13 protein-coding genes and 1 other annotated feature are annotated in these 15,973 nt (G+C 31.9%); of the genes, 9 read left to right on the top strand and 4 right to left on the bottom strand.

Annotated elements, in window-relative coordinates; translation table 11 throughout:
* Positions 1-116: 116 nt before the first annotated feature.
* The 7 genes from N4T77_RS08105 (at position 117) to N4T77_RS08075 (ending at position 8,413) form a co-directional block, all read left to right on the top strand.
* Positions 117-1,034 (top strand): putative selenate ABC transporter substrate-binding protein, encoded by a 918-nt coding sequence (locus N4T77_RS08105; protein WP_261671263.1) that lies wholly within the window; start codon positions 117-119, stop codon positions 1,032-1,034.
* A gap of 86 nt (positions 1,035-1,120) precedes the next feature.
* Complete coding sequence (locus N4T77_RS08100) at positions 1,121-1,876, top strand: phosphonate ABC transporter ATP-binding protein (RefSeq protein ID WP_261671262.1); 756 nt, start codon at positions 1,121-1,123, stop codon at positions 1,874-1,876.
* Positions 1,869-2,669, top strand: coding sequence for an ABC transporter permease (locus N4T77_RS08095; protein ID WP_261671261.1), 801 nt, complete (start codon positions 1,869-1,871; stop codon positions 2,667-2,669). Before N4T77_RS08100 ends, N4T77_RS08095 begins: the two co-directional genes overlap by 8 nt.
* A complete protein-coding gene (locus N4T77_RS08090; protein ID WP_261671260.1) occupies positions 2,666-3,526 on the top strand; it encodes an ABC transporter permease in 861 nt (286 codons plus the stop codon). The genes N4T77_RS08095 and N4T77_RS08090 overlap by 4 nt, the downstream gene beginning before the upstream one ends.
* A gap of 262 nt (positions 3,527-3,788) precedes the next feature.
* Entirely contained in the window at positions 3,789-4,352 is a 564-nt protein-coding gene (locus tag N4T77_RS08085) for a TetR/AcrR family transcriptional regulator (RefSeq protein WP_261671259.1), read from the top strand.
* 66 nt (positions 4,353-4,418) lie between these two features.
* Positions 4,419-6,140, top strand: a complete 1,722-nt coding sequence (locus N4T77_RS08080) for a methyl-accepting chemotaxis protein (RefSeq protein WP_261671258.1) — start codon at positions 4,419-4,421, stop codon at positions 6,138-6,140.
* Positions 6,141-6,373: 233 nt separating this feature from the next.
* On the top strand, positions 6,374-8,413 hold the full coding sequence (locus N4T77_RS08075) for a methyl-accepting chemotaxis protein (RefSeq protein ID WP_261671257.1): 2,040 nt from the start codon (positions 6,374-6,376) through the stop codon (positions 8,411-8,413).
* A gap of 69 nt (positions 8,414-8,482) precedes the next feature.
* Here the strand turns inward: N4T77_RS08075 and N4T77_RS08070 are convergent, their stop codons facing one another.
* Both N4T77_RS08070 and N4T77_RS08065 read right to left on the bottom strand, forming a co-directional pair.
* Positions 8,483-9,766 (bottom strand): ArsB/NhaD family transporter, encoded by a 1,284-nt coding sequence (locus tag N4T77_RS08070; protein ID WP_261671256.1) that lies wholly within the window; start codon positions 9,764-9,766, stop codon positions 8,483-8,485.
* Between the two features lie 92 nt (positions 9,767-9,858).
* Positions 9,859-9,919, bottom strand: a sequence feature (sodium ion sensor (DUF1646 type); this cis-regulatory element may regulate processes involved in with the transportation of sodium ions).
* A gap of 150 nt (positions 9,920-10,069) precedes the next feature.
* A complete protein-coding gene (locus N4T77_RS08065) occupies positions 10,070-10,414 on the bottom strand; it encodes a hypothetical protein (RefSeq protein ID WP_261671255.1) in 345 nt (114 codons plus the stop codon).
* Positions 10,415-10,581: 167 nt separating this feature from the next.
* On the opposite strand from N4T77_RS08065, the gene N4T77_RS08060 reads away from it, so the two are divergent.
* Entirely contained in the window at positions 10,582-10,779 is a 198-nt protein-coding gene (locus N4T77_RS08060) for an alpha/beta-type small acid-soluble spore protein (RefSeq protein ID WP_261671254.1), read from the top strand.
* Positions 10,780-10,900: 121 nt separating this feature from the next.
* Here the strand turns inward: N4T77_RS08060 and nudC are convergent, their stop codons facing one another.
* Positions 10,901-11,677, bottom strand: a complete 777-nt coding sequence (gene nudC, locus N4T77_RS08055) for an NAD(+) diphosphatase (RefSeq protein ID WP_261671253.1) — start codon at positions 11,675-11,677, stop codon at positions 10,901-10,903.
* Between the two features lie 132 nt (positions 11,678-11,809).
* Between nudC and N4T77_RS08050 the strand changes: the two genes are divergently transcribed.
* Complete coding sequence (locus tag N4T77_RS08050; protein WP_261671252.1) at positions 11,810-13,180, top strand: Na+/H+ antiporter NhaC family protein; 1,371 nt, start codon at positions 11,810-11,812, stop codon at positions 13,178-13,180.
* A gap of 47 nt (positions 13,181-13,227) precedes the next feature.
* Here the strand turns inward: N4T77_RS08050 and N4T77_RS08045 are convergent, their stop codons facing one another.
* Positions 13,228-15,405, bottom strand: coding sequence for a PAS domain S-box protein (locus N4T77_RS08045; RefSeq protein ID WP_261671251.1), 2,178 nt, complete (start codon positions 15,403-15,405; stop codon positions 13,228-13,230).
* Positions 15,406-15,973 lie beyond the last annotated feature (568 nt).

The following is a 15,973-nucleotide window of genomic DNA, read 5'->3' as shown; positions in this document are numbered from 1 at the left end:
TTTTACCAAGTGCACAGAATGATATAAAATAACTATGAATACAAAATGATAATCGTTATCGTTTTTATTTAATATTAATTTTAAAAAACATACTAAGGATAAATTGGAGGTATACTATGAAAAAATTTATGGGAGTTTTCTTAGCAGGACTTATGATGTTTTCATTAACAGCTTGTGGACAAAAAAACACTAGTGATACTGCTAAAAAAGAAACTACAAAGGAACAAAAGGAGTTCAAAATAGGAGCAATTCCAGATCAAAGTGCTGCTGAACTAAATCCAAATATGGAGGCAACAGCAAGATATCTTAGCGAGAAGACAGGATTAAAGGTTAAATTTGTTCCATCCAATGATTATGCAGCCTTAGTTACTGCCTTTGAAAGAGGAGAGATTCAATTGGTTTGGTTTGGTGGTCTTACAGGAGTTCAGGCAAGAGCGGTAGCGCCAGGTGCTGAAGCTATTGCACAAAGACCAAGGGATGCTAAATTCCAATCAGTTTTTATAGCCCAAAAGGATTTAAATGTTTCTAAGTTAGAAGATTTAAAGGGAAAGACTTTTACGTTTGGTAGTGAAAGTTCAACATCAGGAAGCTTAATGCCTCGTTATTTCTTAACAAAGGAAGGCATAGATCCTGAAAAAGATTTTAACGGCAAACCAAATTACTCAGGTTCCCATGATAAAACAATTAAGCTTGTAGAATCAGGAGCTTTTCAAACAGGAGCTTTAAATATATCTGTATGGGAAAAAACTATTAAAGAGAATAAAGTTGATTTAAATAAAGTTAAAGTTTTCTATACAACACCAGAGTATTTTGATTATCACTGGACAATTAATAAAGATGAAAATATAGATAAAGTATACGGAGAAGGAACTAAACAAAAGGTTAAGGATGCATTACTTTCCATGAGCCTTGATAAAGGTGGAGATCAAGCACAATCTTTAAAGTTCTTCCAAACAGACAAGTTTGTTGAAACTAAAAATGACAACTATAAAGCAATAGAAGAAGTTGCTAAAAAACTAGGTATGGTTAAATAGTAGAATAATTTAATATACTAATAGATAAATAGATACTTAATTTATTATTAAGTATCTATTTATCTATGTGAACAGAAGGTGACATTATGAAGAATATATTTGAATTACAGGATGTATCTAAAATCTATGGTAATAAAACAGCACTAGCACCTCTTTCTATTACTATAAAAAAAGGTGAGATAGTTGCTCTAATAGGTCCAAGTGGAGCAGGAAAAACAACTCTACTGAATGCTTTAGCTAATATTATTAAGCCAGATAGCGGTAAACTACTTATTGATGGAATTCCAGCTGCTGAATATAAGACTGGTAAGCAGCTAGCTAAGAAGGTTGGGATTATTCGTCAACAGTTTGATTTAGTAGGTCAGTTACCAGTAATTCAAAATGTCTTGGCTGGCAGACTGTCTGAATGGGGATTTTTTAAATCCTTTTTATCGTTGCTTTTCCCACAGGAGAAAGAGCTAGCGGCTAAGGCTTTAAAAAGAGTAGGGTTATTAGAAAAAATCTATGAAAAGACTTCTACTTTATCTGGTGGAGAGCAGCAAAGAGTTGCTTTAGCTAGACTGTTAGTGCAAAAACCAGAAGTTATACTAGCGGATGAGCCAGTTGCATCTTTAGATCCTGCTCGTTCGGAGGATGTTTTATCTATGTTAACAGAGCTTGTAAGAGAAGAAAATCAGACGCTTGTGGCAAGTATGCACAGCGTCGAGTATGCTAAAAGGTATTTCACACGTGTTATAGCACTAAGGCAAGGAAAAGTTTACTTTGATCTTCCAACAGAAAAGGTGACGGAGAGAGATTTAGCTATGCTCTATGATTTAAAGGAGCTGAGGAAGGATGCATAACATTAAATCTTATTTAGAATTTCATAAAAAAAACATACTTACTTTAATTCTCATTTTAATTTTTATATGGAGTCTATTTTCAATCCATTGGGGACCAGAGCTTTTACATCCAGGTGGAAAGGTTACTATAGTTCAGGTTGTGGAATCATTGTTTAAGCCAGACTTATCCTCTGAAACTTTACAGTCCGCATTGATTGCCGCTTGGAGGACTCTTGCCTATGCTGTAGCAGGTATGACACTAGCATTTATCATTGCAATGGTTTTTGGAATACTAGCCTCTGGTATTTTAGCATATAGTGAAGTTAATCGTAGGGTTTCTAAGACTATATTCAGAGGTGTACTTGGATTTATGAGGGCTATTCATGAGCTAGTCTGGGCTTGGTTATTTGTTGCTGCCATTGGATTAACTCCTTACGCTGCAATTTTTGCTTTGGCAATACCCTATGGAGGAACTCTTGGACGTATTTATGCGGATATGCTAAATGATGTTCCAAAAGAACCTATAAAAGCCTTAAAGGCAGCAGGAGCTTCTAGGTTACAGGTTTTGATCTACGGATATTTTCCTATAGCTAAGATTGATATGCTAAGCTATACCATGTACAGGCTGGAGTGCGCCGTTCGCTCATCAACGATTATGAGCTTTATTGGACTTGGTGGATTAGGCTATCAAATTCAATTGGCATTGCAAGATTTAAACTATAATGTTATGTGGACATATATGTTTTTTTTAACAGCGCTTGTAGTTCTTATTGACCTCTGGAGCAACATGCTTAGAAGGAGGCTTGTAATATGAAATATGAAATAGATATACCTAAGAAAAATATAAAATTTGATTTTATCAAGTTCTCCATTCTTCTTATTTTTATAATAACCATTGGATCCTGGATATTTATATATAAGGTAGATAATGCAGATTTTTGGGGATTATTCTCTGAAAGTAATGTTAATTATGGAAAGAAGTTTTTAAATGGATTATTAGGTGTTGGAGAAGAAAATCCTGCATTTTTCAGTGGTGAAAGTTGGACAAATGCCTTAAAGCTTACTTACGAAACTCTTCAAATGAGTATTATGGCTATTGGCTTTGCAACAATAGGGATGCTTTTAACAGTAATTCCTGCTGCAAGAAATACTGCCGATGGTACATTGACCTTATCGAAGAAATGGTATAGCTGGATTCTATTTGGAGTAATGAGAGGCTTATATATTTTTTCAAGAGCAGTTCCAGAGTTAGTCTGGGCTATGATTATAGTTTTTATCTTTAAACCAGGTATTCTTCCAGGAGCTATAGCATTAGCACTGCATAACTTTGGAATACTGGGCAAGCTTTGTGCAGAGGTAGTAGAAGACTTAGATTTAAGACCTATAAGAAATCTCGCCTCCTGTGGGGCAAATTCCTCGCAAATACTTATTTACGGGGTAATACCAACGGTAATGCCTAAGTTTCTCACATATATTTTATATCGTGGAGAAGTAATACTTCGTACTACTATTGTTGTAGGGTTTGTAGGCGCTGGCGGATTAGGTCAGCAATTTAAGCTTAGTATGAGTTATTTTAGATACACAGAAATAACATTGCTTTTAATTTGTTATTTATTGCTAGTAGTACTTGCAGATTTGTTGTCAGAGGTTTCACGTAAAATAAGTGAATAAAATTCTCATATAAATACTAAGGACTTACGGTTAATACTGAACTACTTTTACTATAGGTTCAGTATTAGCCGTTTATTTATGGTATAAGTTTAAATTAAATAATTCTCTCCAATATTTCATTAGATATTCTTTATTGAGTTACTATTAGCCATATAGCAATGTAGATAAGGATAAATTTTTAGCGAAATATTATATAATTTAATATCAAGTTATTATATAATGTATTTGTTGTAGAAATTGATAATGCATTATTGGAGGACATATGGATAAGAAAGAGTTGATTCGTAAACATGCAGAAAAGCTGATATCTAAAAAAGGTTACCATAATACTAAAATACAAGAAATAACTAAAGAAGCAAATATATCTGTTGGCACAGTATATAATTATTTTAGTAGCAAAGAAGAAATAATTGAATATATTTTCTATACACAATGTAAAAAAATATCAAACTATATTGATGAGATCAATATGACTGCTATAGATACAACTACTAAAATAAGATCTTTTATTGAATTTTGTATCACAGATTTAGAAGATGCTCCAGATACCTTAAAGATAATTGTTCAAGAGGGAAGCTTGCTTATGAGCCTTAACAGCAAGATTAATAAAATTATTAATGAATTGATAGCTAAGGTAGCAAGTTTAATAGAGGAAGGAAAGAGAAAGGAAGAAATAAAGGATGTAGACACCTGTTTTTTTACAACTATAATTCTTTATGTAATCCATGGAGCTATTAATGGATGTCTTTTTAGTGAAAAAGAATATGATTATAAGAAGAATAATGAACAGTTAATATCTTTTATTATGGATGGGTTAAAAAAATAATTTTTTAAGATAATGTGAATGAACATTCATTCAGAGAATATAAAACTAAGAATGGGGGAGATTTTTATGAAGTGGTTTAAAAACTTGAAAATATCACACAAACTAATATTTTCTTGTATTTTAGGAGCATTATTTATTGCTGTTATGGGAGCTATTGGCGTAATGAACATGAAAAAAATATATTCAAGCAGCGATTTAATCGTAGTACATAATTTAAAACCTTTGCAGCAAATAACAGCTATTAGACGTAACATAATGGAGATAAATTATGATATGCTTCTAGTTATTAATGAAGAGAATAAAGGAGATATTCAGAGATTAGAGGAAGCTGTAAAGAAGTTGAGAAAAGCTGATGATGAATTGTTGAAAGAATATAATAGTTTACCTGAACTTGAAATAGAAGTTGAGGAGGATAAAATATATGATGAGTTCTCAAAATTACTTCCAACCTACAGAGAAAAACAGGACAAGTTATTTATTCTTGTTAAGGAAAATAACTATGCTGAGGCAAAGAAAGTATTCAAGGAGTATTACGATACTCAAAGTAAGATTCAGGATTCAATCCAGAAAATTGTAGAATCCAATATACAGCAAGCGGAGAAACGAGTAACGAATAGTTCGCAAGTGTATAAAAGCTCTTCTAGTATAATGATTGGCTTAGCTATTTTAGGTTTGGTAACAGCCAGCTTACTAGGTGCTGTTATAGGTAACATGATAGGTAAAAATTTAAAAAAGGTTGTGGTTTTTGCAGAGAGGTTAGCACAGGGGGATTTAACTAAAAATATTGATATAGACACAAAGGATGAAATTGGTGATATGTCAAAAGCACTAAATAGGGCCATAGAAAATATAAGGGAATTAGTGAACGAAATTGTTGATAGTACTGGTAAAATAACTTCTTCAACTAAAGAAATTTCAACTACAGTTGAGGAAGTTTCCTCTAAGATGGAACTTATAAATCAAAGTACAATAGAAATATCTGCTTCCTCTGAAGAATTAAGTGCAACAGTAGAAGAAGTAAATGCATCAACAGAAGAGATATCTTCTTCTGCAAGTGGATTAGCTGTTAGGGCTAAAGAGGGAGAAAGTTCTTCAATAGAAATAGAAAGCCGTGCTTTAGGGATAAGGGATAAGGGTCAAGAGGCAATTACTGTAACAGAAAGAGTATATGAGGAAAAGTATGGTAACATTTTAAGGGCAATAGAAGCTGGAAAGATAGTAAGTGAAATTAGATCTATGTCTGATGTTATTGCTGCTATAGCAAATCAAACTAATCTTCTTTCATTAAATGCTGCTATAGAGGCTGCTAGGGCAGGAGAGCATGGAAAAGGTTTCGCTGTAGTTGCCGATGAAGTTAAAAAGCTTGCGGAGAATTCCTCCATATCAGTTTCAAAAATTCAAAGTTTTATAGGTGAAGTAGAAGAAGCCTTTATAAATCTTTCAAGTACCTCAGAGGAAATTTTAAAACATATTGGAGAGAATGTAAGAACGGATTATCAATTATTTCTAGATGCAGGCTTTAGATATGAGGAAGATGCTCGATTTGTAAAGAACATGTCTCAGGAAATATCATTATCAACTAAAACTATGTTATATTCTATAAAAGAAGTAAGTGAAGCTATTCAAAATGTGGCAGCTACGGCACAGAGTTCTGCTTCAAGTTCTGAGGAGATACTAGCTAGTATAGAGGATGCTACTATGTCTATTCAGGAAGTTGTTAAATCAACTCAAGTTCAATCTGAATTGGCAGATAAATTAAATGAAATGGTGCAAAAGTTTAAAGTGTAATATTTCAAAAAAAGTTATAAGTTTATAAATAGAAGAAGTTTTGTTTATATTTTTACAAAAAGTGTCATTGTTATGTCTATATTTTGTCTATTTATCATCTAAATAGTACGCTAACTTCCGGCGTACTATTTTTTATTTACTTTAAATTAAATATTTCTGAAAATTTTTTATTCACAATATTTGACAAAGATGATAAACTGTAATTAATCGAATTATATACGGAGGTGTCAAAAATGAAAAAAAGTAAGAAGAAAGTTGAAAAAAGTAGTATAAAAGTAACGATAACTAGAAAAATTGGCACAAAAATTTTTATTGCTTTAATAGCTATATGTATAATTCCAATGTTACTTTTAGGACTAGTTTCATATAATCAAGCTTATAGTATACTTGATAATAAATTCAAAATAACCACAGAACAAACTCTTACAGAAGTAAATAGAGGACTTGATAACTATTTCGAAGCAATGTCAAAGCAGATAGTGATGCTATCTAACAATATGGATTTGAAGGAAATTGAAGCAAAGCCAGAGTTTGAGTCTTTTGCAAGGTATTTGCTCCAAAATGTAAAAGAAAGCAATGAAGAAATTTTTACTGTATATTATGGAACTGAAACAAGAAAAACGATTACCTATCCTGAAGTTGCTTTGCCAGCAGATTTTAATCCTACAACAAGACCTTGGTATGCAGATGCAGTTAAAAATAAAGGAAAGCTAATTTTCAGTGAAGCTTATAAAGACGCAGCTACAGGTAACATAATTATTTCTATATCTAAAGCTGTAGAAAAGGATGGACAACTTGTAGGTGTAGTTTCCATGGACTTAAATTTAGATAAACTATCTCAGCAACTATCTGGAATAAGAATTGGAAAAGAAGGATATGTATTTATTGCTGACTCTAAAGGTACTGCTTTAGCCCACTTAGATAAAAAGTTGGTTGGAACAGACGTGGTTTCAAAACAAAGCTTTTGGAGTGAAGTAAAGAGTAAAGAAAAAGGTTTTGTAGAATATAAATACACAGAGGATAATTCAAATAAATTTGCAAGTTATACTACAAACAAGAAAACAGGCTGGAAGATTGTTGCTTCTATGAAAGAATCAGAGTTACTAGGTGATACTAATATCATTAGAAATTTGACCTTTTTATTTATTTTTGCAGCAGGAATCTTTTCTATAATTATAGCGATATTCATAAGTAAGGGGATAAGCAAAAATGTACTTAAACTAAAGGGTTCCTTTGAAAGAGCAGCAGATGGAGACTTAACCACAAGGGTAATTATAAATTCGAAGGATGAATTCTTGGAATTAGGAAATAGTTTTAACGCAATGATGGAAAATATATCTGCCTTGACTAAGAATGTAGAAGAATCCTCTAAGGTTGTTTTGGAAACCTCTAGTATTCTAAATGCTATGACAGAGGAAGTTTCTGCTTCTATAAATGGGGTTAGCCAAGCAATGGAGGAGATTTCTAAAGGTACTGTAGAGCAAGCAAGGAACGCAGAACAAGGAGCATTACAAATTAATGAGTTGGCAAGTAGAATTGAGGTTATTACAGAGTCAACAAAGGAAATGGATAGTATATCTTCAGAGACCAATAGTCTAAGCAATAAAGGTTTAGAAATGGTAGATACATTAGTAGAGAAGTCCAGCAATACTAAACTATCTACATTTGAAGTTAATGAAATAGTTAAAGAAGTAGATATAAGTACCGAGGCTATAAGTTCTATAACAGAAACCATAACACAAATAACAGAACAAACAAATTTATTAGCTTTAAATGCAGCTATTGAAGCTGCAAGAGCAGGGGAAGCTGGTAGAGGTTTTTCAGTTGTTGCTGAGGAGATAAGAAAGCTTGCGGAAAGATCCAGAGATTCAGCGAAGGAGATAAGTGATATTATTGGAAAAATCCAAGGTAAATCTAAATCAGCAGTAGATGCTATAAATAGAGCAGAAGAATTTGTTCAGGATCAGGAGTTGGCAGTTGAACAAACTAGAGTGATTTTTACTGAAATATTAAAGTCTATTAATAGTCTTATAGACAAAGTAAGCGAAATCAGATTATCTACCGTAGAAATGAATGATAGAAAAGAAGAAATTGTACAGGAAATAACTAATGTATCATCTATATCTGAAGAAACCGCAGCAGGAACAGAAGAGGTATCCGCTTCTGCAGAAGAAATTTCCGCTACTATGGATGATTTTATAGAATATGCTGGCAAGTTGAAGGATTTGTCCAGTAAATTAGAACTTGAACTGAAAAGTTTTAAATTAAGTTAATACTATAAAGGAGTAGAGCACCTTCTAGCGATTAGATTGTGCACTGCTCCTTTATTTTTTATATTCACACTATACAAAATAAAGCAAGTATAAATAAATAGTAGCAAGTATAATTGTAAAAATCATTATAGGAAAGGCCACTTTAAAGTAGTTTTTGAAGGAAATTCTATAGCCTCTATCTGCTGCCATACCCGTTGCTATAACATTAGCACTAGCTCCGATTATAGTTCCATTACCACCTAGACAGGCTCCTAGTGAAAGTGCCCACCAAAGAGGAGTAAGATTCATACCTGAGATTGTTCCCATATCTTGAATCATAGGTATCATTGTTGCAACAAAAGGAATATTGTCAACAAAGGCAGAAGCAATAGCGGAAACCCAAAGTATTGCCATAGTTGATAAGATTAGGTTTCCATTAGTCAGGTCTAATACCCACTGAGCGAGAAGTTTTATTGCTCCTGCTTCCTTAAGACCGCCTACTAACATAAATAGACCAATAAAGAAGAATATTGTGTTCCACTCAAGTTCATGTAGAACCTCTTCTGGTCCTATGCGAGATATAGTCAGAAGTACAACAGCACCTATAATAGCTATAGTTGCAGATTCATAGTGAAGAACACCATGAAGCATAAAGCCAGCTAGGGTTACTCCTAGTACTAACAGGCTTTGTTTAAGAAGTCGTGCATCTTTTATTGCTAACTTTTCATCCATTTTTAAAACTTTTTCTTTTGATTCTTCTGTTGTAGTTAACCCTTTTTTATTTAGAACAGCAAAGATAAGAGTAGTTGCTATTAAGGTAAGTAGAGCAATAGGTGCATTAACTTTTAAGAAACTTATAAAATCTAGGCCTACTGCACTTCCTATCATAATATTAGGAGGATCACCTATTAATGTAGCTGTTCCTCCCACATTAGAAGCAAAAACCTCAGCTATTATTAAAGAGACAGGAGATATTTTTAGTTCCTTAGCTATATCAAAGGTCATTGGTGTTATTAAAAGTATCGTTGTAACATTATCCAATATAGCTGAGAGACCACCGGTTATCATAGATAATAAAATTAGTAATCTTAGAGGCTGAGCCTTTGAAAGCTTCACCACTTTGATTGCTAAGTATTCAAATAAACCTGTCCTTTTAATAACCATAACCATAATCATCATCCCAATTAATAGTCCTATAGTATTAAAATCGATGTGACTGAAGGCATTTTCCTGATTTATTATTCCTGTAACTATCATAAGGGATGCTCCTATAAAGGCAAGCAAAACCTTATCAAGTTTTTCAAAAATTATTAATGTGTAGTTAGAAAGAAATATTGCGCAAGCCATGATGAGATTAAAAGAATGAGTTTCCATGATTAATTCCCCCTTAAAAGTTAAATAAATAACTATGATATTTATAAATATAGTGTTTAAATATATAAAAAAGGGCGAGAAAATCCTAAAAGGACTTCCCTCCCTAGAAGTCAGTTCTTGAAAACGATGTATTCTTTAATGCATCGCCCAACCGAGTCTTAAGATATGTTATTTTTTTATCAATATAATGTCAATATATCATAATGATGGGAAAAAGTCAATGTAGTTTTCAGAAGATTTAAATTGAGCTGAAAATACTGTTAATTATAAAAGAGAACCGGCAAGACTGGTTCTCCTTTATAATTAATCTATTAGATATATATATATTTGTCTGTTTGTTCGCTTATTGTAGTCAACTAAAATATTAGAGTTATAAGTATGAGCTAATTCTTCTTCTAAAAGTTTGATTTTTTCATCTGTGAAGCCTATAGGAGTTATAATTCTTAGTTCATATCCATTGGGTATTCTTTTAATGTCTCCTATAGCATAGTATTCTCCTAAATTATTTTTCAAGTTTTTTTCCTGCATTAGCTTTCTCCAGGCTAGTTTTATTGCTCTTTTTTCTCTGAGTGTTTGTAGAGAGGACTTTGGAACGCATAAACAAATACCGCATATAGCAGCACCAGCTAATACTATTTGATTAAACATACAAACCTCCAGTAAATGTATATACAATTTATCTTATTAATACACTAGAATTTTTATGACAATTGTTATCATTTTTTCATCCAATTTCATAGGGTAATAATCCTGAAATTACACAAACTTTAAATGTAAATATTGAATTATAGAAAATTAAAAGGAGGAATTTAACTATGGCAAATAGAAGTAATAGAGTATTAGTACCACAAGCAAAGGCTGGATTAAATCAATTTAAAATGGAATCAGCAAGAGAAGTAGGAGTAAACTTAAAGGAAGGTTATAATGGGGATTTAACTGCAAGAGAAGCAGGATCAGTAGGTGGAAACATGGTTAAAAAGATGGTTGAAGCTTATGAACAAGGATTAAAGTAAAGACTAACATTAAATAGAACATAGAAAGATAACCTGCATTCTGTATGAGTGCAGGTTTTTTAGTAATTCAAAATTGATAGCTAATCAACTTGGTAAAGTATATTAAAAATACTAATTGAATTTATGCATAGTTATGAATAAACCATTCTATAAGCCTACCAGCTATACTGCCCTTAGGAGGTGTTTTAGGTAATTCATCTACAGCATACCAGTAAGCCTCGTCAATTTCTACACCATCCACTTTAATTTCACCATCATCATATTCACAGGTGAAGGCTACCATTAAAGAGTCAGGAAAAGGCCAGGGTTGACTTCCGAAATATTTTATATTTTTAACTTTTATGCCTGTTTCCTCAAAGACCTCTCTAGCAACACAATCCTCAAAGGTTTCACCAGGTTCTACAAAGCCTGCGATTACACTGTATGTTTTATTAGCAAAATTTGTATTGTGAGCTAGAAGTAGTTTTTTATTTTTAGTAACGGCAGTTATGATTGCAGGAGATATTCTAGGATAATTAATAAAACCGCACTGGGGACAGATTTTTGCTCTTTCATCTTCTTTTTCTTTCATTAAAGTTCCACATCTGTTGCAATATTTGTATGTATTATTCCAGCGTATTAAATGAAATGCTTTCGCAACTAGATTGAAAAGAGAGTTTTCTATTAGGTTAGCTAGAGGACGCAACCCGTAAAACTCAAATCCAATTGGAATACTGTCTATTTTTGATATTTCTCCGAAAAAAATTTCCTGGTTAGTTCTTGATAAAGAAGAATCCAATACATCTAAATCAATGTTGAAATCTTTCATATTTTTTTCATTAGGTATTATGATATTTTCACTTTCTACTTTAACTAATAGTTCACCATTGTAAAAAATCAAATATAGTTTATCCTTCATAAAAATCCGTCCTTTTTTCAAGTTTTAGTATAGTACTATAATAACATATTTTTGTTATAGACAGTTATATAATACTGTAAAAATGTGATATTATAAAGGTAAATGGATTTTGCTGGAATTTTGGGGTGGGGTATGAATAAAAATAAAGTTAGCAAAAAGAATACATACATTATTGGTGTTTTTACACTTGTATCGATAATAAGTTGTGTGATTTTTAGAATAAGTCTATTTTATGGTTTTTTTAGTAGTATAGTGCTTTCTTTAAGTATATTGTTAAAAGGCGGATTTACCATAGAACAACTATTGTATATGATTAAAAATAGCTTAGTTGAATGTAAAGAGCTATTTATTCTAATATTACTAATTGGTGCTACAGTACCTATATGGTTTTCAGCTGGTGTTATACCAACTATGATGTATTATGGATTTGTATATATGCAGGGAGTTAACCTGCTATTTATGGTCTTTATATTTACTTCTATTGTTTCAGTTTTTATGGGTTCAGCCTTTGCAGTTATTAGCACTGTAGGAATTGCAATATTAGGAGTAGGAAAGGTATTCGGAATTCCTGACTATATCCTTTTAGGGGCTATAGTTTCCGGTGCGTTCTTAGCAGATAAAATTTCTCCTATATCTGGGTTGATGAATCTTACATTGATCACTACTAAAACCTCGTACAGGAATGCGTTATTATCCATGTCTAGAACTTTATTGCCCGGTTACTTTTTTTCAGGAGCAGTATATTTTTATCTTGGTAAGGGATATAATTTAGTTTTAAATAGTTCTGATCTTGTTATTATGGAACTGGTGCTAAAAAAGAGTTTTTATATTTCTCCAGCATTATTGTTGTTGCCTGTCTGCATGTTCATATTATGTTTCTTAGGAATAAAAATAATCAGGGCAATATCCTTGGTTTTAATAAGTGGAGTAGTAATTGCTGTTACTACTCAGAAAATAAGTTTGGCTAATATTTTTTGGTCTATTCTAGCTGGATATAAAGGGAATACAGAGTTAGAGGAACTAAACAGTATACTCCTTTGTGGAGGGATTACTTCTATAGTTGAAATTTTATTAATAATAATAGGAGCCATTACCTTAAGTAGCCTCTTCCGGGGAACGGGCTTAATAGCTCCTCTAGTAGATAGAATTATTGCTAGGGTAAAGTCAAAATGGGAAATAGTTTTTAAAACTAGTGTTATAAGCTCTACGCTAACCTTAATTTGTGACCAAAGTGTAGGAGTAATATTGCCAGGTGAACTTCTAAAAAACAAGTATAGAGAGTTAGGAATAGACAATGCAACACTAGCTAGAACTATATCAGATACAGGAATTATTATTGCACCACTTATTCCTTGGAATGTAAATTCCTTGTTTATATTAATGCTTACAGGGGTTTCTGCAACTACTTATGCTCCATATGCAGTATTATGCTACGCTTTACCGCTTATAACAGTGTTATCAGGATGCATTGAAGGACTTAGGAAACTTCCAAATTCTCAGTGAAGACAAAATAGAATGATTAGACATCCGGTAACTTACCGGACATCTAATCATTCTATCATTTTAATGAAGGTATCTATAAGACTTGGGTCAAATTGAGTACCTGAATTTTTTTTCAACTCATCTATAGTTGCTTGCTTTGACATAGGTTTTTTATAAGGTCTTTCATTTAGCATAACATCATAAGCATCAATAATAGATATAATTCTAGATAGAAGAGGAATTTCTTCCCCCTTTAAACCGTGAGGATATCCACTGCCATTCCATTTTTCATGGTGATATAGTATAAGCTCTGAGATACTGCTGAGATCAGGACTAGAGTTAGTAATATTATAACCAATCTGACAGTGTCTTTTCATTATATCCCATTCCTTATCCGTAAGTTTATCAGGTTTTTCTAGAATATTTTTAGGAATAGCAATTTTGCCAATATCATGTAAAAGAGATAGTAGTATGAGTTTATCAAGATCTACATTAGATAACTTGATTATATGACCAAATTTAATAGCCATTTCTCTCATTCTTTGACAATGATCACTAGTTTCAGGGGTACTGGCGTGCAGGGTTTCCTGTAGTGATGAAATAACTGAACTTCTTAAGCTTTTACTTTCTAGAAGTTTATTTGTGTACATAAAGTTTTCTGCTTCTTTAAAAAGCTCGTCAATATTTTGATGAAGACTATCCATAACTGCATATCCTATAGCCATATTTGGTTTTATTGGATTAAGAGTACTTTCTTCACATTTAGCTTTAATATTGCTAATTATATGTTTTGTTTCATCTTCTGATGAAAGAGGTGTAACAATTATAAACTCATCTCCACCCCATCGACCAATTATAGAGTTATGCTGGCAACTGGCTTTTAATATTCTACCAGATTCCCTAAGAAGTTTATCTCCAATTAGGTGTCCAAAGGCATCGTTAGCTAGTTTCAATCCATTTACATCAGTAATAATTATGCTAATAGGGAATTTGTTCTCGGCTATAAGCCTATTTAACTCTTGCTCCAAAAACAAACGATTATATACTCCAGTTAATTTATCATGATAGGTTAAGTATTTAATTTTTTCCTCAGCAGCTTTTCTTTCTGAAATATCTCTTGCAATAGTTTGGAATTCATAAGGTCTTCCATCTTTCCAGAGGATATTTTCACTTATTTCCAAAATAACTTTTTTACCTGAAATGTGAATAAACTCAAGTTCTAAGTTAGTAACTGATGACTTACCCAAAAAACTTATATTCTTTAGACAGGGAAGCATTGACATATATTCAGGAGATATAAGATCTTTGATATTCATCTCCAATAATTGGGCTCTTTCATAACCTAAAACTTCTTCGCAGGCTTTATTCACAGAAGTTATTTTTCCATCTAAATCATGAGTGTAAATAATCTCATTTGCATTTTCGAACAATAATCTATATCTTTCTTCACTAGCTCTTAAATTTTCCTTAAATGTTTTTCTTTCAGTAATATCTCTTACTATGGCACAACGCACTAACTTCCCATCTAATTCAGTTCCTATAGAATTCACTTCTACAGGAAATATACTACCATCTTTACGTTTGTGAAAGGTCTGAAAATATACTCCCTGATCAATAGAACTTTGCAACTGCTGTTCCATTACATCAACTGTTCTTTCATCTCTCAAATCACTAATTTTCATGTTTAATAGTTCTTCTTTTGTATAACCGGATACTATGACAGCTGCATTGTTAACATCTATAATACTTCCATCCATATTAAAGAATAATATGACATCCTTAGAGTTCTCAAAAAGTGCATTAAATTTATCTAAAGATTGTTTTATCTCGTTATCCCTAACTAGATCTTTAAAAATTGAAACTATGTATTTTGAATTGAGCTTGAAAACATAGTTTTCCTTCCAAAGATTTAGATTTCCTTTCTTATAATATGAAATTGGAGTTTGTTCAGGAATTCCTGTTTTGTATACCTTTTGGAGTGTATGATAAAGCTTATATTTTCCGAAATTAGGGAAAGCGTCTAACATGTTCTTATCAATTAAATCTTTTTTCTTTATTTTCAAAATTTCTTCTGCAGCATAGTTTACATCCCGTATTACAAATGAACTATCTTCATCCTTAACCTCATAGATGATTGCACCACTATTTGAATTATAGAATAGTCCTCTATAAACTTCACGTTTAAGTTTATCAACTGCTATGTATTGGTTAGATAATTGAATGATTTTATCTTCTGTGATTTTCACTTGTAATCCTCCCGCTGATCAACCTTGTATTTATTATAACATGGATGATTAAACAAAAAATACTAATTTTCCACAAATATTATAACATTTCTTATAGAAATGCTAAACAGTTTTGTTGGTAAATTTTAATTATATTATGTTTAAAATTAAAATTGAATAAAGTATTTCTTTTCTGTAATAAAAACAAGGAGTTCAATTTCGTATATTCTGAGAGATATGTTTAGCTATACAGTAAACTTATCCTGGTGTGCTTACATATATAAGCGAGAGATTTGGTGAGAATAAAGCTGATTTTTTAATATATTGTAACATATAACTGAATAACTGATGTGATGGAGAGAATTATAAATGATATTATTAAGTTCGTCACTTAGATTTGTGGCAGATAAAATTATAATATCTGAAAAATAATCAATAAAAAACAGTAAAAATGTACTTGACGTAAAAATATGTTTATGATATTATAATAAAGTCGTCGGAAACGACGGAAAACAAAAAATATTTACAAAGTTCTTGACAGTAAAAAACGAAGATGTTAAAATATCTAAGGTAGTCAAGATGAGACAAA

This window comes from Clostridium sp. CX1 (assembly GCF_025398335.1).
GTDB classification, from domain to species: domain Bacteria; phylum Bacillota; class Clostridia; order Clostridiales; family Clostridiaceae; genus Clostridium_AM; species Clostridium_AM tanneri.
Note: the sequence above shows the minus strand (reverse complement) of the source record. Positions and strands in the feature narration are given on the sequence as shown.

Bases quoted from the DNA above. Each gene is read 5' to 3' on its own strand.
- N4T77_RS08075 (WP_261671257.1), top strand. From the start codon at position 6,374: ATGAAAAAAAGTAAGAAGAAAGTTGAAAAAAGTAGTATAAAAGTAACG.
- N4T77_RS08100 (WP_261671262.1), top strand. From the start codon at position 1,121: ATGAAGAATATATTTGAATTACAGGATGTATCTAAAATCTATGGTAAT.
- N4T77_RS08080 (WP_261671258.1), top strand. From the start codon at position 4,419: ATGAAGTGGTTTAAAAACTTGAAAATATCACACAAACTAATATTTTCT.
- nudC (WP_261671253.1), bottom strand. From the start codon at position 11,677: ATGAAGGATAAACTATATTTGATTTTTTACAATGGTGAACTATTAGTT.
- N4T77_RS08050 (WP_261671252.1), top strand. From the start codon at position 11,810: ATGAATAAAAATAAAGTTAGCAAAAAGAATACATACATTATTGGTGTT.
- N4T77_RS08060 (WP_261671254.1), top strand. From the start codon at position 10,582: ATGGCAAATAGAAGTAATAGAGTATTAGTACCACAAGCAAAGGCTGGA.
- N4T77_RS08090 (WP_261671260.1), top strand. From the start codon at position 2,666: ATGAAATATGAAATAGATATACCTAAGAAAAATATAAAATTTGATTTT.
- N4T77_RS08095 (WP_261671261.1), top strand. From the start codon at position 1,869: ATGCATAACATTAAATCTTATTTAGAATTTCATAAAAAAAACATACTT.
- N4T77_RS08105 (WP_261671263.1), top strand. From the start codon at position 117: ATGAAAAAATTTATGGGAGTTTTCTTAGCAGGACTTATGATGTTTTCA.
- N4T77_RS08065 (WP_261671255.1), bottom strand. From the start codon at position 10,414: ATGTTTAATCAAATAGTATTAGCTGGTGCTGCTATATGCGGTATTTGT.
- N4T77_RS08070 (WP_261671256.1), bottom strand. From the start codon at position 9,766: ATGGAAACTCATTCTTTTAATCTCATCATGGCTTGCGCAATATTTCTT.
- N4T77_RS08085 (WP_261671259.1), top strand. From the start codon at position 3,789: ATGGATAAGAAAGAGTTGATTCGTAAACATGCAGAAAAGCTGATATCT.